Annotated in this window: 18 protein-coding genes; 9 read left to right on the top strand and 9 right to left on the bottom strand. The window is 72.4% G+C overall.

What is annotated here, in order from left to right; translation table 11 throughout:
* Positions 1 to 44 precede the first annotated feature (44 nt).
* A complete protein-coding gene (locus AC3ET4_RS23995; RefSeq protein WP_431952754.1) occupies positions 45 to 1,325 on the top strand; it encodes a DUF6986 family protein in 1,281 nt (426 codons plus the stop codon).
* Positions 1,326 to 1,405: 80 nt separating this feature from the next.
* Here AC3ET4_RS23995 and katG read toward each other — a convergent pair whose 3' ends face one another.
* Positions 1,406 to 3,637: a catalase/peroxidase HPI gene (gene katG, locus AC3ET4_RS23990; protein ID WP_431952752.1), complete on the bottom strand. Its 2,232-nt coding sequence runs from the start codon at positions 3,635 to 3,637 to the stop codon at positions 1,406 to 1,408.
* Positions 3,638 to 4,014: 377 nt separating this feature from the next.
* On the opposite strand from katG, the gene AC3ET4_RS23985 reads away from it, so the two are divergent.
* Positions 4,015 to 4,425, top strand: coding sequence for a Fur family transcriptional regulator (locus AC3ET4_RS23985; RefSeq protein WP_431952760.1), 411 nt, complete (start codon positions 4,015 to 4,017; stop codon positions 4,423 to 4,425).
* Between the two features lie 258 nt (positions 4,426 to 4,683).
* Here the strand turns inward: AC3ET4_RS23985 and AC3ET4_RS23980 are convergent, their stop codons facing one another.
* Positions 4,684 to 5,670, bottom strand: coding sequence for a LacI family DNA-binding transcriptional regulator (locus AC3ET4_RS23980; protein ID WP_431952758.1), 987 nt, complete (start codon positions 5,668 to 5,670; stop codon positions 4,684 to 4,686).
* 86 nt (positions 5,671 to 5,756) lie between these two features.
* Here AC3ET4_RS23980 and AC3ET4_RS23975 point away from each other — a divergent pair, with 86 nt between their 5' ends.
* Positions 5,757 to 6,764 (top strand): ROK family protein, encoded by a 1,008-nt coding sequence (locus AC3ET4_RS23975; RefSeq protein ID WP_431952750.1) that lies wholly within the window; start codon positions 5,757 to 5,759, stop codon positions 6,762 to 6,764.
* 588 nt (positions 6,765 to 7,352) lie between these two features.
* Here AC3ET4_RS23975 and AC3ET4_RS23970 read toward each other — a convergent pair.
* Entirely contained in the window at positions 7,353 to 8,363 is a 1,011-nt protein-coding gene (locus AC3ET4_RS23970) for a polyprenyl synthetase family protein (RefSeq protein WP_431952748.1), read from the bottom strand.
* 915 nt (positions 8,364 to 9,278) lie between these two features.
* Between AC3ET4_RS23970 and AC3ET4_RS23965 the strand changes: the two genes are divergently transcribed.
* Positions 9,279 to 10,319 (top strand): NUDIX hydrolase, encoded by a 1,041-nt coding sequence (locus AC3ET4_RS23965; protein WP_431952746.1) that lies wholly within the window; start codon positions 9,279 to 9,281, stop codon positions 10,317 to 10,319.
* Between the two features lie 33 nt (positions 10,320 to 10,352).
* On the opposite strand, the gene AC3ET4_RS23960 is transcribed toward AC3ET4_RS23965, so the two are convergent.
* Positions 10,353 to 11,711, bottom strand: a complete 1,359-nt coding sequence (locus tag AC3ET4_RS23960) for a dipeptidase (protein ID WP_431952744.1) — start codon at positions 11,709 to 11,711, stop codon at positions 10,353 to 10,355.
* Between the two features lie 157 nt (positions 11,712 to 11,868).
* Here AC3ET4_RS23960 and AC3ET4_RS23955 point away from each other — a divergent pair, with 157 nt between their 5' ends.
* Together AC3ET4_RS23955 and AC3ET4_RS23950 are read left to right on the top strand one after the other, a co-directional pair.
* Positions 11,869 to 13,098, top strand: a complete 1,230-nt coding sequence (locus tag AC3ET4_RS23955) for a geranylgeranyl reductase family protein (RefSeq protein WP_488175956.1) — start codon at positions 11,869 to 11,871, stop codon at positions 13,096 to 13,098.
* Positions 13,099 to 13,173: 75 nt separating this feature from the next.
* A complete protein-coding gene (locus tag AC3ET4_RS23950) occupies positions 13,174 to 13,827 on the top strand; it encodes a DUF4230 domain-containing protein (RefSeq protein WP_431952742.1) in 654 nt (217 codons plus the stop codon).
* Here the strand turns inward: AC3ET4_RS23950 and AC3ET4_RS23945 are convergent.
* Entirely contained in the window at positions 13,820 to 14,278 is a 459-nt protein-coding gene (locus AC3ET4_RS23945) for a nitroreductase family deazaflavin-dependent oxidoreductase (RefSeq protein ID WP_431952740.1), read from the bottom strand. The two genes, AC3ET4_RS23950 and AC3ET4_RS23945, sit on opposite strands and share 8 nt — an antisense overlap.
* A 154-nt stretch (positions 14,279 to 14,432) precedes the next feature.
* Between AC3ET4_RS23945 and AC3ET4_RS23940 the strand changes: the two genes are divergently transcribed.
* Positions 14,433 to 15,155, top strand: a complete 723-nt coding sequence (locus AC3ET4_RS23940) for a TetR/AcrR family transcriptional regulator (protein WP_431952738.1) — start codon at positions 14,433 to 14,435, stop codon at positions 15,153 to 15,155.
* Positions 15,156 to 15,285: 130 nt separating this feature from the next.
* Positions 15,286 to 15,681, top strand: coding sequence for a MarR family winged helix-turn-helix transcriptional regulator (locus tag AC3ET4_RS23935; RefSeq protein ID WP_431952736.1), 396 nt, complete (start codon positions 15,286 to 15,288; stop codon positions 15,679 to 15,681).
* A 72-nt stretch (positions 15,682 to 15,753) separates the two neighbouring features.
* Here AC3ET4_RS23935 and AC3ET4_RS23930 read toward each other — a convergent pair whose 3' ends face one another.
* On the bottom strand, positions 15,754 to 16,500 hold the full coding sequence (locus AC3ET4_RS23930; RefSeq protein WP_431952734.1) for a maleylpyruvate isomerase family mycothiol-dependent enzyme: 747 nt from the start codon (positions 16,498 to 16,500) through the stop codon (positions 15,754 to 15,756).
* 322 nt (positions 16,501 to 16,822) lie between these two features.
* Positions 16,823 to 17,491: a class I SAM-dependent methyltransferase gene (locus tag AC3ET4_RS23925; protein ID WP_431952732.1), complete on the bottom strand. Its 669-nt coding sequence runs from the start codon at positions 17,489 to 17,491 to the stop codon at positions 16,823 to 16,825.
* A 408-nt stretch (positions 17,492 to 17,899) separates the two neighbouring features.
* Here AC3ET4_RS23925 and AC3ET4_RS23920 point away from each other — a divergent pair, with 408 nt between their 5' ends.
* Positions 17,900 to 19,123, top strand: a complete 1,224-nt coding sequence (locus AC3ET4_RS23920; RefSeq protein WP_431952730.1) for an ROK family protein — start codon at positions 17,900 to 17,902, stop codon at positions 19,121 to 19,123.
* A gap of 23 nt (positions 19,124 to 19,146) precedes the next feature.
* Here AC3ET4_RS23920 and AC3ET4_RS23915 read toward each other — a convergent pair whose 3' ends face one another.
* The gene (locus AC3ET4_RS23915) at positions 19,147 to 20,043 is read right to left on the bottom strand and encodes a DUF2797 domain-containing protein (protein ID WP_431952728.1); all 897 of its coding nucleotides are present in this window, start codon (positions 20,041 to 20,043) and stop codon (positions 19,147 to 19,149) included.
* 310 nt (positions 20,044 to 20,353) lie between these two features.
* Entirely contained in the window at positions 20,354 to 20,911 is a 558-nt protein-coding gene (locus tag AC3ET4_RS23910; protein WP_431952726.1) for an ATP-binding protein, read from the bottom strand.
* Positions 20,912 to 21,040 lie beyond the last annotated feature (129 nt).

Here is a 21,040-nt window from a genome sequence, read left to right as displayed (position 1 = left end):
TTAGCTTCAATTCAACGATTTGTTGAAGACCGGGAGGGTGTCCGATGGCTCCGCACGAGACGGTCCGCACCTCGCTCGCCGACGCGGTACGGCGAGACATCGGCGCCTCCCTCGCCGCCGTCGACGCCGAACTGGCCCGCCGCTACCCCGGGGACCCCGGCTCCCGGCAGCCCGTGCACACCGTCTACGTCCCCGCTGACGCCTTCGCCGCCGACACCGTGCGCCAGTGGGGCGACCGCGCCCTCGCCGCCCTGGACGAACACGCCCCCGACGCGGCGCGGCTGGCCGGCGTACTGGGTCTGCCGGCCGGGCTCGCCGAGCCCGTCCACGACCGCGTACGGGCCAAGCTGCTGCGCGAACCGGTCGAGGACCTGCGGATCGACTTCGAGGACGGCTACGGCTCCCGCCCCGACGACGAGGAGGACGCGGCGGCCGCCCGCGCCGCCCGTCTCGTGGCCCGCGCCGTCGCGGACGGGACCGCACCTCCCTACGTCGGCATCCGCATGAAGGGCATGGAGGCCGCCGTGCGCGACCGCGGCATCCGCACCCTCGATGTCTTCCTCACCGGTCTGATGGAGGCCGGCGCTCTGCCCGGCGGCCTGGTGCTGACCCTGCCCAAGGTCACCTTCCCCCAGCAGGTGAGGGCGTTCGTCCGGATCGCCGAGGAGTTCGAGAGAGCACGCGGACTGCCCGAGAAACGCCTGCGGTTCGAGATCCAGATCGAGACCACCCAGTCCATCCTGGGGCCGGACGGGACGGCGACGGTGGCCCGCCTGATCGACGCCGCCGAAGGCCGGGTCACCGGGCTCCACTACGGGACCTTCGACTACAGCGCCGCCTGCGGGGTCAGCGCGGCGTACCAGTCCATGGACCACCCGGTCGCGGACCACGCCAAGGCCGTCATGCAGGTCGCCGCCGCCGGCACGGGCGTGCGGCTCTCCGACGGCGCCACCAATGTGCTGCCCGTCGGTCCCGGCGCCCGGGTCCACGAGGCCTGGCGGCTGCACTACGGCTTGGTCCGCCGCTCCTTGGCCCGCGCGTACCACCAGGGCTGGGACATGCATCCCGGCCATCTGCCCACGCGGTACGCGGCGGTCTACGCCTTCTACCGCGAGGGCCTGGACGCGGCGGCGGCCCGGCTCGCGGCCTACGTCGCCAAGGCCGGCGGGGACGTCATGGACGAACCCGCGACGGCCCGGGCGCTGAGCGGCTACCTGCTGCGTGGACTCGACTGCGGCGCGCTCGACTCTTCCGAGGTCGCCGCCGCCACCGGGCTGGTTCGCGCCGACCTCGACGCCCTCGCGGGCCGGGCCCCCGGCGTCTGAGGCCCCAGGCCTGCGCGCATACGAAGACGTCCGGGCCGCCCCCACGTGGGCCGGCCCGGACGTCCCGGTGCTGCGGACGATCAGACCAGGTCGAACCGGTCGAGGTCCATGACCTTCGCCCACGCCGCGACGAAGTCGGTCACGAACTTCGCCTTCGCGTCGTCGCTCGCGTAGACCTCCGCGAGCGCGCGCAGCTCGGAGTTGGAGCCGAACACGAGGTCGGCACGGGTGCCGGTCCACTTGACCTCGCCGGTGGCGTTGTCACGGCCCTCGAAGGTGGACTGGTCCTCGGAGGTCGCCTTCCACGAGGTGCCCAGGTCGAGCAGGTTGACGAAGAAGTCGTTCGTCAGCGACCCGGGGGTGGCGGTGAGGACGCCGTGCGACGACTGCCCGTGGTTGGCGCCCAGGACGCGCAGACCGCCGACGAGGACCGTCATCTCGGGGGCGCTGAGGGTGAGCAGGTTCGCCTTGTCGAGCAGCAGGTACTCGGCGGGCAGGCGGTTGCCCTTGCCGAGGTAGTTGCGGAACCCGTCCGCGGCCGGCTCGAGCGCGGCGAAGGACTCCACGTCCGTCTGGTCCTGCCCGGCGTCCACACGGCCCGGCGTGAACGGCACCTCGACCGGGTGACCGGCGTCCGCGGCGGCCTTCTCGACGGCGGCGGCACCGGCCAGCACGATCAGGTCGGCCAGCGAGATCCGCTTGTCACCGGACTGCGCCGCGTTGAAGGACTCCTGGATGCCCTCCAGGGTGCGCAGCACCCCGGCGAGCTGCTCGGGGTCGTTGACCTCCCAGCCGCGCTGCGGCTCCAGACGCACACGGGCGCCGTTGGCGCCGCCGCGCTTGTCGCTGCCGCGGAAGGTCGAGGCCGACGCCCAGGCGGCGGAGACCAGCTGGGAGACGGTCAGGCCCGAGGAGAGGACCTGCTCCTTCAGGGCCGCGATGTCCGCGGCGTCGACGACCTCGTGCGTCCGCGCCGGCAGCGGGTCCTGCCACAGCAGGGTCTCGGACGGGACCTCGGGGCCGAGGTAGCGGACGACGGGACCCATGTCGCGGTGGGTCAGCTTGAACCACGCGCGGGCGAAGGCGTCCGCGAACTCGTCCGGGTTCGCGAGGAAGCGCCGCGAGATCTGCTCGTAGACGGGGTCGAACCGCAGCGCGAGGTCCGTGGTGAGCATCGTCGGGGCGTGGCTCTTGGAGGAGTCGTGCGCGTCGGGGATCGTGCCCGCGCCCGCGCCGTCCTTCGCGACCCACTGGTTTGCGCCGGCCGGGCTGGTCGTCAGCTCCCACTCGTAGCCGAAGAGGTTCTCGAAGAAGCCCATGCCCCAGCGGGTCGGGGTGCTGGTCCAGGTGACCTCGAGGCCGCTGGTGATGGTGTCCGCGCCCTTGCCGGTGCCGTAGCTGTTCCGCCAGCCGAGGCCCTGCTCCTCCATGGAGGCGGCCTCGGGGTCGGGGCCGACGTTGTCGGCGGGACCGGCGCCGTGGGTCTTGCCGAAGGTGTGGCCGCCGGCGATGAGGGCGACGGTCTCCTCGTCGTTCATCGCCATCCGGCGGAAGGTCTCACGGATGTCGCGGGCGGCGGCGATCGGGTCCGGGTTGCCGTTGGGGCCCTCCGGGTTGACGTAGATCAGGCCCATCTGGACGGCGCCGAGCGGGTTCTCGAGCTGGCGGTCGCCCGTGTAGCGCTCGTCGCCGAGCCAGGTGGTCTCGGGGCCCCAGTAGACGTCCTCCTCCGGCTCCCAGACGTCCTCGCGGCCGCCGGCGAAGCCGAAGGTCTTGAAGCCCATCGACTCCAGCGCGACGTTGCCGGTCAGGATCATCAGGTCGGCCCAGGAGATGCTCTGGCCGTACTTCTTCTTCACCGGCCACAGCAGGCGGCGGGCCTTGTCCAGGTTCCCGTTGTCCGGCCAGCTGTTGAGCGGGGCGAAGCGCTGCTGGCCGGCGCCGGCGCCGCCGCGGCCGTCGCTGATGCGGTAGGTGCCCGCGCTGTGCCACGCCATGCGGATCATGAACGGGCCGTAGTGGCCGAAGTCCGCCGGCCACCAGTCCTGCGAGGTGGTGAGGACGTCGAGGATGTCCTTCTTGACGGCGGCGAGGTCGAGGGCCTTGAAGGCCTCGGAGTAGTCGAAGTCCTCACCGAGCGGGTTCGCCACCGCCGGGTTCTTGGCGAGGATCTTCAGGTTCAGCCGCTCCGGCCACCACTGCCGGTTCCCCCCGCCCTGGGTCGGGTGCGGGGCGCGCCCGTGCGCGACGGGGCAACCGTTCACACCCTCCGTCTTGGGGTCTGTGACGATTGCTTCATGGTTCTCAGACATGGGAATCCTTCCGGACCTGGTGGATCACGGTGCTCAGGGCTGCGGGCCGTCGGACGCGTTCGGGCGAGGGCCGCCGCGTTGAGCGCGCGAGGGGCTCACCGGCGGTCTGGCGACGACGGAGGGGTGCCGGACCGCCTGCGGCAGTGCGACGCGGGTGCCCGTGGCTCCCAGGCGGCACCCCGCGGCTGCTCGGCGGTGGGCCCGTCACGTCTCTCTCTTCTGCCGTACTGGAGTCTTCCTGTCCCTTGGCTGGCGCCGGAACCGATCCTACGATGGACGCAGTCCAAGTCAAGAAGAGCATCAACTCCATGGGCAACCAGAACCCGGACGCGTGTACGCGCGCCCTCCGGGCTTCCGAGCTGAACGGGTGGGCATACATGAGTGACCTGCTGGAGCGACTGCGCGGGCGCGGCTGGCGCATGACGTCCCAGCGACGTGTCGTCGCGGAGGTCCTCGACGGCGAGCACGTGCACCTGACGGCGGACGAGGTGCACGCCCGCGCCGCACGTCTGCTGCCCGAGATCTCCCGGGCGACCGTCTACAACACCCTGGGCGAGCTGGTCTCCCTCGGCGAGGTCATGGAGGTCTCGACCGACGGCCGGGCCAAGCGCTACGACCCCAACGCGCACCGTCCGCACCAGCATCTTGTGTGCTCCGCGTGCGGCGCCGTGCGCGACGTCCACCCGACCGGGGACCCGCTGGCCGACCTCCCCGCCGAGGAGCGGTTCGGGTTCACGGTCTCGGCGGCCGAGGTGACCTACCGCGGACTGTGCCCGGCCTGTTCCTGAGCGCTTTCTGCGTATCGCTCGTCCGCGCGCCTGCGTGTCCGTGCGCCCGGTGGGGCGGCCGGGGCGCGGTCGGTCCGGGTGCGGCCCGGCCGCGGGGTCGAGGCTGCTGGGCGCGGCCCGCGGCGCGCCATGACGGCTTCCCGGCGCCGCCACAACTCCTGCCGGAGCGGCCCGCGCACGTGACGACGCCGGCCCGGTGCCCGTACGCGGGCGTCGGCGGGTCGTGCGGGAGCCGTCTGCTGATGCGACGCCGCGCCGCTACAGCGCCGGCGGGATCTCGCCGGACCCGCGCGGGATCAGCCGGCAGTCGAGCTCGACCCGCTTGGGGGCGCCCGCGGAGCCGCCGAGCCGCTGGAAGAGCAGGCCGGCCGCGGTCCGCCCGAGCTGCCCGGGATCCTGGGCGACGACGGTGACCGCGGGACGCAGCAGGTCGGCGAGCTCGAAGTCGTCGAAACCGACGAGCGCGACCACATCGGGCCGGTCGGCGAGGACCCGTACCGCGGTCACGGTGATCCGGTTGTTGCCGGCGAACAGGGCGGTGACCGGCTCCGGGCCGCTGAGCATGGACTCCACGGCGGCACGGACGCGGCCCGGAGCCGTCGGTCCGCAGGACACCCAGTTCTCGTGCACAGGAAGCCCGGCGGCCTCCATCGCCTCCCGGTAGCCGCGCAGACGCTCGGCCGCGGTGTGGATGCGAGGCAGGTCGCCGATGAAGCCGATGCGCCGGTGCCCGTGGGCGATGAGGTGGGCGGTGCCCTCACGGGTGCCTCCGGCGTTGTCGCTGAGGACCACGTCCGCGTCGATGCCGCCGGCGGGGCGGTCGACGAAGACGGTGGCGACGCCGGCGGCGATCTCCGGTTCGAGGTAGCAGTGGTCGTCGCTGGCGGGCACGATGACGAGCCCGTCGACGCGCCGGGCGCAGAAGGCGAGCACCAGCTCCTGCTCGCGGTCGGCGTCCTCGGCGCTCGATCCGGTGAACAGCAGCGTCGAGTGCGCCCGCGCCACGTCCTCGACGGCACGGCTGAGCGGCGAGTAGAAGGGATCGGCGAGGTCCTCGAGGACCAGCCCGATGCTGGCCGTGCGGCCCTTGCGGAGCAACCGCGCGCTGTCGTTGCGGCGGAATCCGAGGGCGTCGATGGCCGCCTGGACACGCGAGATGGTGTCCTCGGTGACGCCCGGTTCCTCGTTGACGACACGCGATACCGTCTTCAGGCCGACCCCGGCCCGGGCCGCGACATCCTTCATGGTGGGGCGGGCGGTGCGCGGAATATCGGTCACGCCGTGATCCTATGGGCTGGACAACGTTGTCAACAAAGGGCGACACTACGCCCATGCCGTTCGAGAGCTCTGCCGAGTCCATCGTCCCGCCGTCGGGTGCCGCCGGTACGGGCCCGCTGATCGCCGCCGTGGACATCGGCGGCACCAAGATCGCGGGCGCGTTGGTGGACGCCGCTGGTGACCTGCTCGTACGCGTCCAGCGCCCGACACCGGCCGACCGGGACGCGACGACGGTCATGGGAGCGCTCTCGGAGGTGCTGACCGGGCTGCAGGAGTCGGCCGACTGGCCGCGAGTGGCCGCTGTGGGCATCGGCAGCGCCGGGCCGATCGACGCATCGCGGGGCACGGTGAGCCCCGTCAACATCGCAGGCTGGCGGGACTTCCCGGTGGTCGCCCAGGTGGGCGAGCGGGTCGGCCGGCTGCCGGTCGTGCTCACCGGCGACGGCATCGCCATCACCGCGGCCGAGCACTGGCAGGGTGCGGCCCGCGGGCACGACAACGCGCTGTGCATGGTGGTGTCGACCGGCGTCGGCGGCGGTCTCGTCCTCGGCGGCAAGCTCCAGCCCGGCCCGACCGGCAACGCCGGGCACATCGGCCACATCAGCGTCGACCTCGACGGCGACGTGTGCCCCTGCGGCAGCCGCGGCTGTGTCGAGCGCCTGGCCAGCGGGCCGAACATCGTGCGCCGCGCCCTGGAGTCCGGCTGGCGTCCGGCGCACGGGGAGGAGTCCGACGCCGCCGCTGTCGCCCGGGCCGCCCGCGAGGGCGACGCCCTCGCTCTCGCGTCCTACGACCGGGCGGCTCAGGCGCTGGCCGCGGGCATCGCCGCGACGGCCACCCTGCTGGAGATCGACGTCGCGGTGATCGGCGGCGGAGTCGCGGGCGCGGGGCCGCTGCTCTTCGATCCAGTCCGTGCGCACCTGCGCCGGTACGCCACGCTGTCCTTCGCTTCCGGGGTGAAGGTCGTCCCCGCGGTGCTCGGCACGGACGCGGGCCTCGTCGGCGCGGCCGCCGCCGCGGCGCAGGCGCTGCGCCTGGAGCCCTTCGCGACCGGCGCGTAGCAGACGCAGGGCGTCATGCCGTAGCACCGGGCACCGGGTGCACCGACCGGACGGCCGCGAGTGGCGGTGCTGAGGGGACCGGGCCGGCCCGGTGCGTGCGGCGGCCCGGAACGGGTCCGGCGGCGTGCCCGCCCGTGAGCGGCCGGCTCCGAATCGGGCACCGGCCCCCGGATCCGACACCGGCCCCGGTCGTCGCACCCCAGCCCGGATCAGACCCCGGGCCGTCACAGACCGGGCCGTCACACACCAGGCCGGCTCCCGTGGGCCGCACGGCTCGGGCATGCCGCACCGGAAAACCCGGCCCTGTGGCACTCGTGCGCACACCGGCGGACGGGCCGGTGCGACGTCCCTGCCCAGGCCGCCCGGACGTCCGTCCACCCGCTCGGTGGACCCGTAGCGGCGGGCGTGAGCGCAGGACCCGCGTGGCGGCGCGGTGTGCGCGGCTGCGGAGGAGGGCTCCGGAGGGCAGCAGCGCCTCACCCAGGGTGGCGGGCCGCGATGGGTCCCGTCAGGCTCTCGTGCGGGGTCCTGGCCGCGCCCCTGAGCCGGGGTGGCGGCGCGTGGTCCCGGGCGTTGCGCTGTGTCGCCTCAAGCGATCCGTTCTATGACGGCGGTGCACAGATCCTCCAGGACGGTCCGAGCAGGATTGCGCCGCAGATGAGCCAGCAGATCGCGGGCGCTCTCGGCCTGGCGCAGGGTACGTGCCCGCGCCTCGGCGAAAGCGGGATGACGGCGTATCAGGTGCAGGGCCTCCGCGTGCCGTGTGTCGTCCGTGAGGTCCTCCTGGAGCAGCAGGCGAAGCCGGGAGTCGGTCGCATCGCCGGCGACGGGCGACGTGGACCTGATGAGCAGGACGGGAAGCGTGGGCACTCCGCGCCGGAGGTCGGTGCCGATCCGCTTGCCGAATTCGCCGACCTCACCGCTGATGTCCAGGATGTCGTCGGCCAGTTGGAAAGCGACGCCGATACGTTCGCCGAATTCGTCCATCAGCCGCACGGTGTGGCCGTCGGCGCCGGCGAGGAGCGCACCGAAACGGGTGGCTGCCGCGACCAGCGCCCCGGTCTTGTCGGCGATCACCTCGAAGTAGTGCTCGACCGGGTCCTGGCCTTCGCGAGGCCCGTTCACCTCCAGGGCCTGCCCCCGGACCAGGCGACGCAGCACTCCTCCGTGTGACTGCAGGACATCCGAGCCGAGGGAGACCGCGAGCTGGGTGGCACGGGCGAGCAGGAAATCCCCCGAGCGGACGGCCATGCGGTTGCCCCAGCGCGCGTTGACGCTCGCGACACCGCGCCGCACGAGTGCCTCGTCCATGACGTCGTCATGGTGCAGGGTGGCCAGATGGGTCAGCTCCACCGCGGCGGCGGCCTTCACCACTGCCGGGGCGTCGCGGTCGCCGAACTCCGCCGCCAACAGCGTCAGTGCGGGCCGGAAGCGTTTGCCACCCGCCGTGATGAGGTGGTGCGAGACCTCGTCGAGCAGCGGCAGATCGCTTTTCACGGACGCGTGCAGAAGGTTCTCGACGTCGGCCAGCCCCTCCTGGATCACCGACTGCAGTCGTGCGTGACGAAAGTGCAGGGGAAACTTCCCGGGGGTGGTCACCGGTGCTCTCTTCATTGCAGGCGCTGCCCGTCCCCGCCCCAGAAGCGACGCGCTCTCGGACTTTGTCTCATACCCTCTCCTGCGACGACGATCTCTCAACGTCGTCGAACACCTTTGGAACCCCATGAGGCAAGGAATCTGCGGGGACAATTCACCTGCGTCTGGAGGCGTCGCGTCGAACGCGACGCGCTGGGAGGCCCCATGGGTCCCTCCTGTCGGTGATCGTGCCAGCCGGGTCGTGTCGCCTGCATGCGTCAAACGCCCCTGCGGCGCGGCCACCTCTTGGGTCAAAGTCCCTGTTCCGGCCGTGGCGCCGGCACCGGATACCCTCGCGACGGTGTGGTGCCGGGATGTGCCGGCCGACGCCGGGCCGGCTGACCGCGGGCCGGGCGGCGACGGTCTGTCGAGAACGGCTTCGCCGGTCGGTGCTTCGGCGGGCGCTGGGCGGCTGGAGCGGCCGGCGCGCAGTGCATGGGCGGGACCGTCGAGGCGACGACGGGCCCGGCTCAGCGCCGTCCTCGACGGCACCCGGCCGGAGCCCCGGAGCCACCCGCTCGCCCTCCACCCCTCCACCCCTCCACTCCTCCGTCCGTCCGTCCGCCCGGAACGGTATTCAGCTCCTCCGGGGCGCCCCGTCTCCCGCAGGTTTCCGTCCTCACGCGGCGCGTGGACGCCGCCGCGGCGTCGGAGGGCACCGGCAGCCGAGGTCGGCTTCGCGGACCCCCTTGTGGCCCCTAGCGGCCGTGTGGTCCCGGGCGACGGCGCCGGAGCGCTCGGGGCGCGACGAGGGATGACCACCGTGTTCCCGGGTTCCGAAGTCACCGGTATGCGCCGATGGCCGGGTCTGCGCGTTTGCCGACGGCGATGATCCGGGCAATTCGTAGGGGGCTACCGGGCTACGGAAGAGGGGGCACCGTGATCGTCTGGCTCAACGGCGCGTTCGGCGCAGGGAAGAGCACTGTCGCATGCGAACTGCTCGAACTGCTGCCGGGCAGTGTGCTCTACGATCCGGCACTCATCGGCAGCGGATTGCGCTTGATGCTCCCGGAGAAACGGCTGGGCGAAGTCGGCGACTACCGGGAACTGCCTGCGTGGCGGCGGCTGGTCGTCGACACCGCCGCCGCGCTGCTCGCGGAGGTGGGCGGCGGACCGTTGGTGGTGCCGATGACGTTGCTGCGGCAGGAGTACCGGGACGAGATCTTCGGCGGCCTGGCGGCCCGCCGGATTCCTGTGCGGCATGTGCTGCTGCACGCCGAGGAAACGGTTCTGCGCGAGCGGGTCGACCAGCGCGCCGAGGTCCTGGGCGGCGCTGAGGCCGGCGCGGGGATCCGCGCCTGGTGCCTGGACCACCTGCCCGCCTACCGGGAGGCCCTGACCTGGCTCACAGCCGACGCCCACCTGCTCGACACCTCGCGGCTCGCGGCCCGGGCGACGGCCGAACGGATAGCCGATGCGATACAGGAGGGCGCGGGCGCCTGCGACATCGTGCAGACCCCCGAACCCACCGCGGAGACCCTCGCGGCGGGGGTGCTGCTGTTCGACGAGGATGACCGGGTGCTGCTGGTCGACCCGACCTACAAGCCCGGCTGGGAGTTCCCCGGCGGGGTCGTCGAGCCGGGGGAGCCCCCGGCGCGGGCCGGCATACGGGAGGTCGCCGAGGAACTCGGCCTGCGGCTCCCTAACGTGCCCCGGTTGCTGGTCGTCGACTGGGAACCGCCGCTGCCGCCGGGATACGGCGGCCTGCGGCTGCTCTTCGACGGCGGGCGGCTGACCGCGGCCGACGCCGAGAGCCTGCTGCTTCCCGGCGCCGAACTGCGGGGCTGGCGCTTCGCCACGGAGGACGAGGCCGCCGCGATGCTGCCGCCCGTCCGGTACACGCGGCTGCGTTGGGCGCTGAGGGCTCGTGAGAGGGCGACTGTCCTCAATCTGGAGGCCGGTGTGCCGGTGGGCGGCTGACGGGCGGCCGGAGCCCTCCGGCCGCCCGCGTCCTCAGACCGCCTTGGCGGCGTACTTCTGCAGGAAGAGCGCCTCGGTGAGCGCGAGCTTCTCCAACTCCTCGGGGGAGACGCTCTCGTTCACCGCGTGGATCTGCGCCTCCGGCTCGCTCAGGCCGATCAGCAGGATCTCCGAGTCGGGGTAGAGCGTCGCAAGGGTGTTGCAGAGCGGGATCGAGCCGCCCATGCCGGCGATCTCCATCTCCGTGCCGTACGCGGCGTGCATCGCCTCCGCCATGGAGGCGTAGGCCGGGCTGGAGGTGTCCGCCCGGAACGGCTGGCCGCTGCCGACCTGGGTGGCCTCGACACGGGCGCCCCAGGGGGCGGCCGCCTGGAGGTGGGCGATCAGCAGCTTGGCTGCCTGATGGGCGTCCACGCCCGGCGGCACTCGCAGGCTGACCTTCGCGCCCGCTGTGGCCTGCACGGACGGCGTGGCGCCGACGACCGGAGGGGCGTCGATGCCGATGACGGTGACCGACGGGCGGGCCCAGAGCCGGTCGGCGACCGTGCCGCCGCCCATCAGGTCCACGCCCTCGAGCACCTTGGCGTCCCTGCGGAAGTCCCCCTGGTCGTACTGCAGCCCGTCCCAGGCCGCGTCGGCGGTGAGACCGGTCACGGAGGGGGCGCCGGAGTCGTCGTGGAGCGTGTGCAGGATGCGCACGAGGGCGGCCAGCGCGTCCGGTGCCGCGCCGCCGAACTGGCCGGAGTGCAGGTTGCCTTCCAACGTGGTCACCTTGACGTCGACCAGCGCCATGCCGCGCAGGGTCGCCGTGACGGTCGGCAGGCCGACGCGGAAGTTGCCGGAGTCGCCGATGACGATGGCGTCCGCGGCGAGCAGCTCGGGGTGCTCCTCCGCATAGCGCTCCAGGCCGCCGGTGCCCTGCTCCTCCGAGCCCTCGGCGATGATCTTCACGCCGACCGGGACCCCGCCGTTCTCGCGCAGCGCGCGCAGGGCGGTGAGGTGCATGATCAGGCCGCCCTTGCAGTCGGCCGCGCCGCGCCCGAACCAGCGCCCGTCGCGCTCGGTGAGCTCGAAGGGCGGCGACAGCCAGCCGGCCTCGTCCAGCGGCGGCTGCACGTCGTAGTGCGCGTACAGCAGCACGGTGGGCGCCCCCTCGGGTCCGGGCAGGTAGCCGTAGACCGACTGCGTGCCGTCCGGGGTGTCCAGCAGGGCGACGTCCTCGAAGCCCTCAGCGCGCAGCGCGTCGGCGATCCAGGTGGCGGCCCGCTCGCACTCGCTCTTGGGGAACTGCCGCGGATCCGCCACCGAGCGGTACGAGACCAGCTCCGCCAGCTCGGTCCGGGCCCGCGGCATCAGGGCGGCGACGGTTGCGGCGAGTGGTGCGGCGGACATGAGCGCTCCTGATGGGTGGGACAGGTCGAACGCGATGTTCGTGGGCAGGTGGGCGTGATCGATGGTGCCACAGGCAGCCTCGCTCACCCCGCGGATTAGTATGCGGCTGAGCGGGAGCGACGGCAGTCGGCGGGTCGAACGGGAGCGGGAAGCACACGTGAGCAGCGAGTACCAGGCGCAGGACGGCGACTCGGCGGACGGCGTCGACGGCACAGCGGTGTGGGACGTTGTCGTGGTGGGTGCCGGACCGGCCGGATCCTCGGCGGCCTACGCCGCGGCAAGTGCGGGACGCCGTGTGCTCCTGCTCGAGAAGGCTGAACTGCCCCGCTACAAGACCTGCGGCGGCGGCATCATCGGGCCCTCCCGCGACGCGCTGCCGCCGGGCTTCGAGCTCCCGTTGAGGGACCGGGTGCACGCGGTGACCTTCAGTCTGAACGGCCGGCTCAGCCGGACCCGCCGGTCGCGGCAGATGCTCTTCGGTCTGATCAACCGGCCCGAGTTCGACGCCCGGCTGGTGGACGCGGCCGTCGACGCGGGCGCGCGCCTGCGGACCGGGGCCTCGGTCTCCCGCGTCGAGCAGCACGGCGCCTCCGTCCCGGACCGGCGCACCGTCGCGGTGGTGCTCAACGACGGCGAGACGATCCTCACCCGCGCGGTGGTCGGCGCCGACGGCTCGGCCAGCCGGATAGGCGCCCATGTCGGCGTCAAGATGGCCCAGGTGGACCTGGGCCTCGAGGCCGAGATCCCGGTCCCTGCGGAGGTCGCCGAGGACTGGGCGGGCCGGGTGCTCATCGACTGGGGTCCGCTGCCCGGCAGTTACGGCTGGGTCTTCCCCAAGGGCGACACCCTCACGGTGGGCGTCATCTCGGCCCGCGGCGAAGGCGCGGCCACCAAGCGATACCTGGAGGACTTCGTCGGCCGGCTCGGTCTGGCCGGCTTCGAGCCGACCATCTCCTCCGGCCACCTCACCCGCTGCCGCGCCGACGACTCCCCGCTCTCCCGGGGCCGCGTGCTGGTGTGCGGCGACGCGGCGGGCCTGCTGGAGCCGTGGACCCGCGAGGGCATCTCCTTCGCGCTGCGTTCCGGCCGTTTGGCGGGGGAGTGGGCGGTACGGATCGCCGAGGCGCACGACGCGGTGGACGCGCGCCGTCAGGCACTGAACTACTCCTTCGCCGTCAAGGCCGGCCTCGGTGTCGAGATGGGCGTCGGCCGCCGCATGCTGAGCATCTTCGAGAAGCGTCCCGGTCTGCTGCACGCCGCTCTGACCACCCTTCCTCCCGCGTGGAACGCCTTCGCCAGGATCACCCGCGGATCCAGCTCGCTCGGCGAGCTCGTCCGCACCCATCCGCTGGCTCGTCGCGCACTGGAGTCCTTCGACCGTCGCTGATCTTGCAAGGGCGCTCTCCGGCACGTCATTCAAAGGGAGTTGAGGGGCAGACGACTTTGTGGGAGGTTCCTCGTCATGCCCTTGAGGAACGAAGACGGAAGGCTGCCGTGGTGGGTGCGTACGCTCACCGGGCTCGTCGTGCTCGGCGGACTTCTGTTTCTAATCGCCCGCGCCGAACTGATACCCGGCCTGCCCAACCCCTTCGCCGAGGAGACCAAGGACCGTACCGGCCCTGTGGTACTCAAAGCGATCCAGGACATGAACCGCTTCGAGGGAGCCAGTGGCGACTTCCAGGTCGTGGTCGACTTGGAGAAGGACGCCAAGTTCCTTCCCGACGCCGTGCGCGGCAGGCGCACGCTGTATGTGGGGGCCGGTAGCGTCGACGCCTACGTGGACCTCGGCGACGTGGGCCCGAAGGGCGTCACGGTCTCCGAGGACCGGACCTCCGCGATCCTCACCCTGCCCCACGCCCGCCTCGAGAGGGCCTCGCTCGACCTCGACCGGTCCTATCTGGTCGCCCAGGAGCGCGGTTTCTTCGACCGGCTGGGCGACTTCTTCTCCTCTCACCCCGCGGACGAACGACAGGTCCAGCAACTCGCCGTGAAGAAGATCCAGCAGGCGGCGGAGGCCACCGAGCTGACGAAACGGGCGGAGACCAACACCCGTGCCATGCTGGAGCGGCTGCTGACCTCGCTGGGGTTCGAGAAGGTGGAGGTCCGCTTCAGCTGACGGGCCGGTGCTCGGTGATGCGGAAGACCGGGTGCTTGTGGGCTATTGCACGCAGTTCCTCGTCGGTGGAGTCCGCCCCCACACCGCCGAAGAACACGCCTACCTCGGCCTTCCAGCGCCTGAGATAGGCACGCAGTACCTCGGGCTTGTCGTCGTCGGCGAGCTCGGCCGCACCGAACTCCTCGACCTGCTTGCCCAGCAGCAGTTGACCGCCGCCGGCGGCCCGCATGTTGTGCGTCCACTGGACGTGCCCGCGGGGCGCCACGAGGTAGCGCTCCCCGTTCACCACCAGCAGGTTGACCGGGGTGCGCCGCCACTCCCCACTCTTGCGTCCTCGGACGGCCAGCACCCGTGAGCCCCACACGCTGAGGCCGCGGCGGGTCAGCCACGCCACCGCGCGGTTGAGGATGTTGACCGTGAACCATCCGGGCCTGATGACGTGTTCGGACATGAGGGCTCCTCCCTGACGTGCGTGCGAGGCCTCGGACCCCCCAGGTCCGTGAGCGGTGCTCTCGCTTGAGAACAGTGTGCACGTCTGCGGATGCCATTGCAAGAGCGGTGCTCTCGTTTCTGGTCGTCGTTCCGTCCGTGCCTACACTGATCCCATGAGCGTCATCCGAACCGCCAGGGAACGGGCCCGCGAGGAAGTGACCGCGGCCATCAAGGAAGAGGCGCGCCGGCAGCTTGCCGACGAGGGCGCCTCGCGACTCTCGCTGCGCGCCGTGGCGCGGGAGCTGGGCATGGTCTCGTCGGCCCTCTACCGCTACTTCCCCAGTCGGGATGAACTGCTCACCGCCCTCATCGTCGACGCCTACGACGCCGTGGGGGCCGCCGCGGAGGAGGCGCTGGCCCGCGCCGCCGGCGTTGACCCCGTGGAGCGCTGGAGTGAGGTCTGCCGGGCCGTGCGCCGCTGGGCCCTCGGTCATCCGCACGAGTACGCCCTCATCTACGGTTCGCCCGTGCCCGGCTACTCCGCGCCACTCGACACGATCGGACCCGCGTCCCGGGTCGGGCTCGCGCTCCTCGCCGTGGCCGCGGAGGCCCACGCCGCCGGGGCGCTCGCCATCCCCCCGGTCGACCCCCCGCTGTCCGAGGCCGTCCACGCCGACGCCTGGCGGCTCAGCAGGGACCTGGAGAGCGAGCTGCCGCCGCGGGTGATCCCTTCCTTCGTGGCCGTCTGGGCGCAGCTTTTCGGCCTGGTGAGCTTCGAGGTGTTCGGCCAGTTCGACAATGTGGTCGAGGCGCGCGACGACTTCTTCGATCACGCCGTCGCGGGCCTCGCGCAGCAGACGGGGATCCGCCGCGGGCGGGTTTCTTCGCCGGAGTGAACCCGCGGTGTCGTGCGGGGTGCGGGAAAGCGCCCCGCGGTCCCTGTCGGGGGATGCAACGAGGCGCATTTATATTCAGGCACATTTAATGTGCGTACATTTAGTCGCGATTTCCTGCTATTCTGCGGCCATGACCGGCGTGAAGAGCGAGCGTGTGCTCGTGGAGCGGTGGCGTGAAGTCCTCTCCCTGCACGCGCGCACCGCTTGCGAACTCGATCGTGAACTGGGCTTGCACGGGCTCGGTGCGAGCGATTTCGAGGTGCTCGACCTGCTCGCCGAGGGCGACCCGGACGAGGCCGGTGGTACCTACCGCGTTCAGGAACTCGCGGACCGCGTGCACCTGAGTCAGAGCGCGCTCTCCCGGTTGGTGGGCCGGCTGGAGAAGGACGGCCTCGTCACCCGGGGGATCTGCAGCGAGGACCGTCGCGGGGTGCGGGTCGCGCTCACCGACGCCGGCCGCGCACGCCACGAGAAGGTCAAGCCGGTGCAACGGGCCGTCCTGGAGCGGACGCTCGGCGAGGCCTGAGGCGCCCGGCGTCGCTGCCCGCAGACGCCGCCGGCCGTCCGAAGGGACGCCCCCGCACGGGTCGCGTTCGGGTCATTCGATCGCCGCAGTGCGCTGCCACAGGTCGAGCACGGAGGCATCGCCTGTGACCTGCAACTTCTCGTATGCGCCTCGGTTCCAGAAGCTGAGGTAGAGATCCTCGGCCCTGCCGCTCACAGTGCAGTCCGCCTCACCGGGCACAGCACGCTCGACGAACAGGGGGTCGGCCGACAAGCGCGCGAGCCAATCGTCCCGACCGGCGCCGGTGTCCGTTGTGCGCACGCGGAGCGTCCTGGGGCTTTCGCTGCGCACCCGGCTCCTCGGCCGTCCATGGAAGCCCGCGAGCAACTCGTCGATTCCGTCGGCCGCGAACGCCGGGGCGATCGGGGACGGATCGCGGCCGGCGGCGAGTTCCGCGTCCACCCGGTGTACGGCCGTCTCGTGCGCCTGGCGCCGCGCCCAGAAGGCAAGCGGGGAAGGGGCGTTGAGGAAGTGCCAGCACTCCAGGTCGGCGGGTGCCGCCTCGAGGGCCGCGACCAGTAGCCCGTGACCTTCGCGGAACCAGGGGAGCAATGAGGGGTCGTCGTCCGGAACCTCGGCCTCGATGGCCTCCGGCCGCCGACGTCCCTCCGCGACGTAACGAGTCGCCCAACGGTGCACGGTCCCTTGATGGCGGACCAACTCGCGTACCCGCCAGCCGGGGCAGGACGGCACCTCGGCGGCGAGCCCGGCTCCTTCTGCCGCGTCGGCGAGCAGTCGGCCGTCGTGTCGCAGCACCTCGATGTGATCGGCGGTCTTCATGGCGCGATTGTGGCAGTCGGCACCGACAGCCGGACCGGCCGTACCGTTCGGTGCGTCGAGTGGCGACGGCGGCGGGGGTGCTGAAGGGAGGACGGCGCGGCACGGCAGGCGGCCGCTGCCACCCGGCGCCGTGCGGCGCAGACCGCGACCAGAGGCACGTGGTGAGTGCTTGGGAAGGGCGCACGCCCCGAGCTCGCGGTCGACCGACCAGGCGGGCCAAGTCCCGGAGGCCGGCGTGACCGGTCCAAGGGAGCCTCCGTACGAGGTTTGGCAGGCGCCGGGTGGGGCCCTTCAGACTCTCGGTGCCGTCCGGCGCTGATCGTCAGCCGGGACGCCTGGCCATCACGACCACGCCCGGCCCGCTGTACTCCTCCGGAGGGAGCCGGAGTTCGGCGACCGGGTGCAGGCCGGCCCCCTCGATCAGGCCGACGAGTTGTTCCGGCCGCCATTTGTGTGTCGTCCAACGCACGGGCACGCCCCCGTAGGCTTCGGTGCGCACCGCGTCCCCGTCGCCGACATGCGTCGCGGTGATGAAGTGCCCGCCGGGCTTCAACGCACGTGCGAACAGGCCGAGAACCTGCGGAAGGACGTCACGGGGCAGATTGAACAGCGACCACCACCCGAGGACCCCGCCGAGGGACGCTGCACCGAGGTCGAGATCGGTGGCCGAGGCGACGCTGAAGCGGCAGTGCGGATGAAGACGGCGCGCGTTCTCGATCATGCGGGGGGACAGATCCACACCTGACACCTCGAGACCGCGTTCGGCGAGGTAGGCGGTCACCGTTCCGGGTCCGCAGCCGACGTCGAGGACAGGGCCGAGCCCCCTCACGGTGTCGGCGAAGGCGTCGATCGACGCCTTGAGCCATGGGTGGGTGCGGATGTCGCCGACTCCCGTCGTCACCACCATTCGGGCGTAATTGTCGGCTACGCGGTCATAGGACTCACGGACGACATCGAGGTCGGCTGGGCGGTCGACAGGATGTGCGCGCATCAGCCAACGATAGGGCGGGGGCGGGGTCCTGCGGGCCGGTGGAGCGGTGGTCGCCGGCGGTGCGGTGCGGTCGGCAGCCCGGGCGGTGACGCTGTTCGCGGTGACGTTCATGCCGCCATGCCGCCGGATCCCAAGGCGACAAGGGAGGGGCGAGATCCGTGGCGCCACGTGGGAACGGGTAGTGACGACCGCCCCCTCGACACGCCGAAACGAGCGCCGAGGGGGCGCCTGCCTGCTCCCCCGGCGGGGCTGCGAACAGCCCGGCCTGCCGGGACGAATCCGTCGCGGGCGAAGACCGCGATGAGGCGAATCAAAGGCGCCGAAGCGGTAGCGTCGGACTTGCGCGATCTTGCTGGGCGAGTACGCTCCGTATTTTGTTTACCCCCGGCACAAAGTGAGAATAGAGCTGTGACCCAGACTCGGACCAGGTTGGAGCGGGGCCGCGGTGCGCTCGGCCCCGCGCTCGCGCTCGTGCACACCGGGCGTGCGCCCACCCGCGCCGTACTCACCGCCGAACTCGGTGTGACGCGGGCGACCGCGGGTGCCGTCGCCGCCGAGTTGGAGGCACTGCGCCTGATCCGTGTCGACACGCGGCCGGGCGGCCCTGCCGGGGCGCAGGGCAGGCCCTCGCACCGGCTCGCCGTCAACCCCGAGGCGCCCGTCGTCCTCGCCGCCCAGATCCACGCCGACGGCTTCCGCGCCGCCCTGGTCGGACTCGGCGGTCACATCCTCGCGTCCAGACCGGTCGCCATGACCGTGCCCGCGGACCCCGCCCGCGTCCTCGGAGCCGTCGTCGAGGCCGGCGCGGAGCTGCTGCGCGCCTCCGGGCGGGAGTGCGCCGGCGCGGGACTCGCGGTGCCGTCCGCCATCGCCGAGCCCGAGGGCACCGCGCTCAACCCGCTGCACCTCGCGTGGGCCGCGGGAGCTCCCGTGCTGGACCTCTTCCGCGAGCAGATCGAGCGGTCCGGCATCATCGCCCCCAACGGGGCAGCGCCACCATGCTTCGTCGGCAACGACGTCAACGTCGCCGCGCTCGCCGAGCACCGGCATGGCGCAGGGCAGGGCGCAGAACACCTGCTGGTCGTCGCCACCGGCCACCGCGGTGTGGGCGGCGCCCTCGTGCTGCACGGCAGGCTCCACACCGGCAGCGCGGGACTGGCCCTCGAGGTCGGCCACCTCACCGTCAACCCCGAGGGCCGCCCCTGTCATTGCGGCAGCCGCGGCTGCCTCGATGTCGAGGTCGACCCTCTGGCCTTCCTGGAGGCCGCCGCCCGTGTCCCCGGCCCCGAGGGCTCGCTGACCGACCAGTGCCGCGCGCTGCTCCGCGAGGAGTACGACGACCCGGCAGTGCGCGGCGCGGCCGACCGCCTCATCGACCGCCTCGGGCAGGGACTCGCGGGACTGGTCAACGTCCTCAATCCCGACCGCATCCTGCTCGGCGGGCTGCACCGCTGGCTGCTCGACACGGACCCCGAGCGGCTCCGCGCCGTCGTCGCCGAGCGCAGCCTGTGGGGCCGGAGCGGCGGCGTCCCGCTGCTTGCCTGCGCCCTGGACCACAACAGCCTTGTGGGCGCCGCCGAACTGGCCTGGCAGCCCGTGTTGGACGACCCGCTCGCGGCGCTCGGGGCCTAGCCTTCCGCATACGTGACGGGGCCTCAGAAAAGCGGCTCCGGCGGCGAGGTGGCCGGTGGCACCGCCTGGACGGGGGGTGCCGGCAGGCCCGCGGCCGACGCCGTCAGCGGCCACCCCGGAACCAGACGCGTGTCGAGCAGCAGTACGCCGCCGGACTGCCCGGCGGCACGCAGGTAGACATCGCCCCCGGCAACCGCCGCGACGGTGCCGGTCAGAGCGCTACCCGAGGCGAGCCCGGTCACCACGGCGGTCGCCCGGGGCGGGTCGGGCTCCACACCGAACACCGCCGCGTGGTCCACGGGCCGGAACCCGGTGGCCGTGAGGGTGTCCTGCCAGTCGGGCACGGCGGCCGCCGCCTCGTGGAGCGTCCGCAGCTCGGCCTCTCGGACGGCTGCGGGCGGCAGCGCTACGCGGGCGGCACGCTTCGCCGACGACGACACCCGGTCGGGGATGCCCAGCGCGGAGCCGAGGACCGCCTCGGCGCGGCGAGCGGCCATCAGCGGGCCGTGGCCGATAAAGGTGAAGCAGATCGCGGCCTGTTCGAGCAGTCGTGCGCTGCCCCGCTCGGCCGCCGTGATGCCGACCTTGCCCAGCCCCGGGCCGAACCAGGCCAGATACACCGCGAACGGCCGCGGGTCGTCCAGCAGGGTGTCCGCGGCAACCGAACGGGAGCGGTCCAGCGCCGCGCACTGCTCGCACTGGTCACGGCGCGCCTGCGGGGGGAGTTCCGCGGCCCGCGGGCAAGGGGTCCAGCGCCCGGAACGCCACACGCCCGCGCACTGCCGCACCGCATGCGGCTCGACGGCGAGAGCCAGCGCTTCGCCGCGGCGCACGGGGCTGCGCCGGTCCCCGTGGCGAGGGTGCCACCAGGTCCACGCCGGACCTCCGGAGACCCATCGCAGACCTGTGCATCGCCACATGACCCGCATGGTAGGCGCACCCTCTGACACGGGCCCTGCTCCGGGAACGCCCGGCCTACGACGCCCTGCGGCATCGCGCGCTCCGTCTCAGGGCGTCGGTCGGGTAACACCGCAGCATCCGGCGGAAGCGCGGCGACGGACGCCGCCGCGAGCTCTTTCGCCGCCCGGGCGAGAGGTGCCCCGGCCGTCGGCGCGTCCGATCCGTGCCGCGTGCCGCACGAAAGGAGGGCCATCGTCGCGGAAGCGCTCCGCCGACGACGGCCCGGAGGGCCACGGCCGCCGTGCCCTCGAGGGGTGCGGCGGCCGGGCGTCAGGCCAGAACCGGTTCGCCCGCGGCCGGAACCAGGCGATCGAGCGCCGGGGGCCAGGCCTCCGGCGTCTCGGGCAGGACCGGCAGCGTCCGCGGTGCGACCTTGCGGACGACGGCGGCCGACAGCTGCTCGGTCATCGTCCTGGGCGAGACCGTGGCCTCGGCCCGGAGCGTGAACCATACGACCTTGCCACCGTCGTTGAGGGTCTCGGTACCCCAGCTGTCGCTCATCGACACGACCATGGCGAGGCCGCGGCCGCAGGTGGCCAGGGGCTCGAACTCGCGGACCCGCGGCAGGCGCGGATCGTTGTCCGAGACGGCGACGGTGAGCCAGCCGGAGGCGAAGCTCAACTCGACGGAACAGCGCTTGTCCGGCCGGGCGTGCCGGTGGACGTTGCCGAGCAGTTCGGTGATACCCAGCAGAGTGGGGTCGATCAGCGGGTCCAGCCGCCAGTAGCGGAGCTGGGCGGCGACGATACGGCGTACCTGCTGGATCCGGGACGGCAGTGCCTCAAGTTCCAGAGCGCACTGCCGCTTACTGCCTTCTGAGCTGATCACGGCTGCGACTCCCTCCGCGGCGAGGGCAGCCCCTGTGACCGGGGCGTGCCCCGCCCGCATGGAATGGGAACACCTTTGCGGGATTGCTGTGAGTGACTGCTGCAGTGACTCCGTGACGCCACCCCAGGA

This window comes from Actinacidiphila sp. bgisy167 (genome assembly GCF_057707665.1).
The sequence above is the reverse complement of the archived record's forward strand: the minus strand, read 5'-3'. Positions and strand labels throughout refer to the sequence as shown.

Coding starts and splice junctions, on each gene's coding strand:
- AC3ET4_RS23995 (WP_431952754.1), top strand. CDS start 45: ATGGCTCCGCACGAGACGGTCCGCACCTCGCTCGCCGACGCGGTACGG.
- katG (WP_431952752.1), bottom strand. CDS start 3,637: ATGTCTGAGAACCATGAAGCAATCGTCACAGACCCCAAGACGGAGGGT.
- AC3ET4_RS23985 (WP_431952760.1), top strand. CDS start 4,015: ATGAGTGACCTGCTGGAGCGACTGCGCGGGCGCGGCTGGCGCATGACG.
- AC3ET4_RS23980 (WP_431952758.1), bottom strand. CDS start 5,670: ATGAAGGATGTCGCGGCCCGGGCCGGGGTCGGCCTGAAGACGGTATCG.
- AC3ET4_RS23975 (WP_431952750.1), top strand. CDS start 5,757: ATGCCGTTCGAGAGCTCTGCCGAGTCCATCGTCCCGCCGTCGGGTGCC.
- AC3ET4_RS23960 (WP_431952744.1), bottom strand. CDS start 11,711: ATGTCCGCCGCACCACTCGCCGCAACCGTCGCCGCCCTGATGCCGCGG.
- AC3ET4_RS23950 (WP_431952742.1), top strand. CDS start 13,174: ATGCCCTTGAGGAACGAAGACGGAAGGCTGCCGTGGTGGGTGCGTACG.
- AC3ET4_RS23945 (WP_431952740.1), bottom strand. CDS start 14,278: ATGTCCGAACACGTCATCAGGCCCGGATGGTTCACGGTCAACATCCTC.
- AC3ET4_RS23940 (WP_431952738.1), top strand. CDS start 14,433: ATGAGCGTCATCCGAACCGCCAGGGAACGGGCCCGCGAGGAAGTGACC.
- AC3ET4_RS23935 (WP_431952736.1), top strand. CDS start 15,286: ATGACCGGCGTGAAGAGCGAGCGTGTGCTCGTGGAGCGGTGGCGTGAA.
- AC3ET4_RS23930 (WP_431952734.1), bottom strand. CDS start 16,500: ATGAAGACCGCCGATCACATCGAGGTGCTGCGACACGACGGCCGACTG.
- AC3ET4_RS23925 (WP_431952732.1), bottom strand. CDS start 17,491: ATGCGCGCACATCCTGTCGACCGCCCAGCCGACCTCGATGTCGTCCGT.
- AC3ET4_RS23915 (WP_431952728.1), bottom strand. CDS start 20,043: ATGTGGCGATGCACAGGTCTGCGATGGGTCTCCGGAGGTCCGGCGTGG.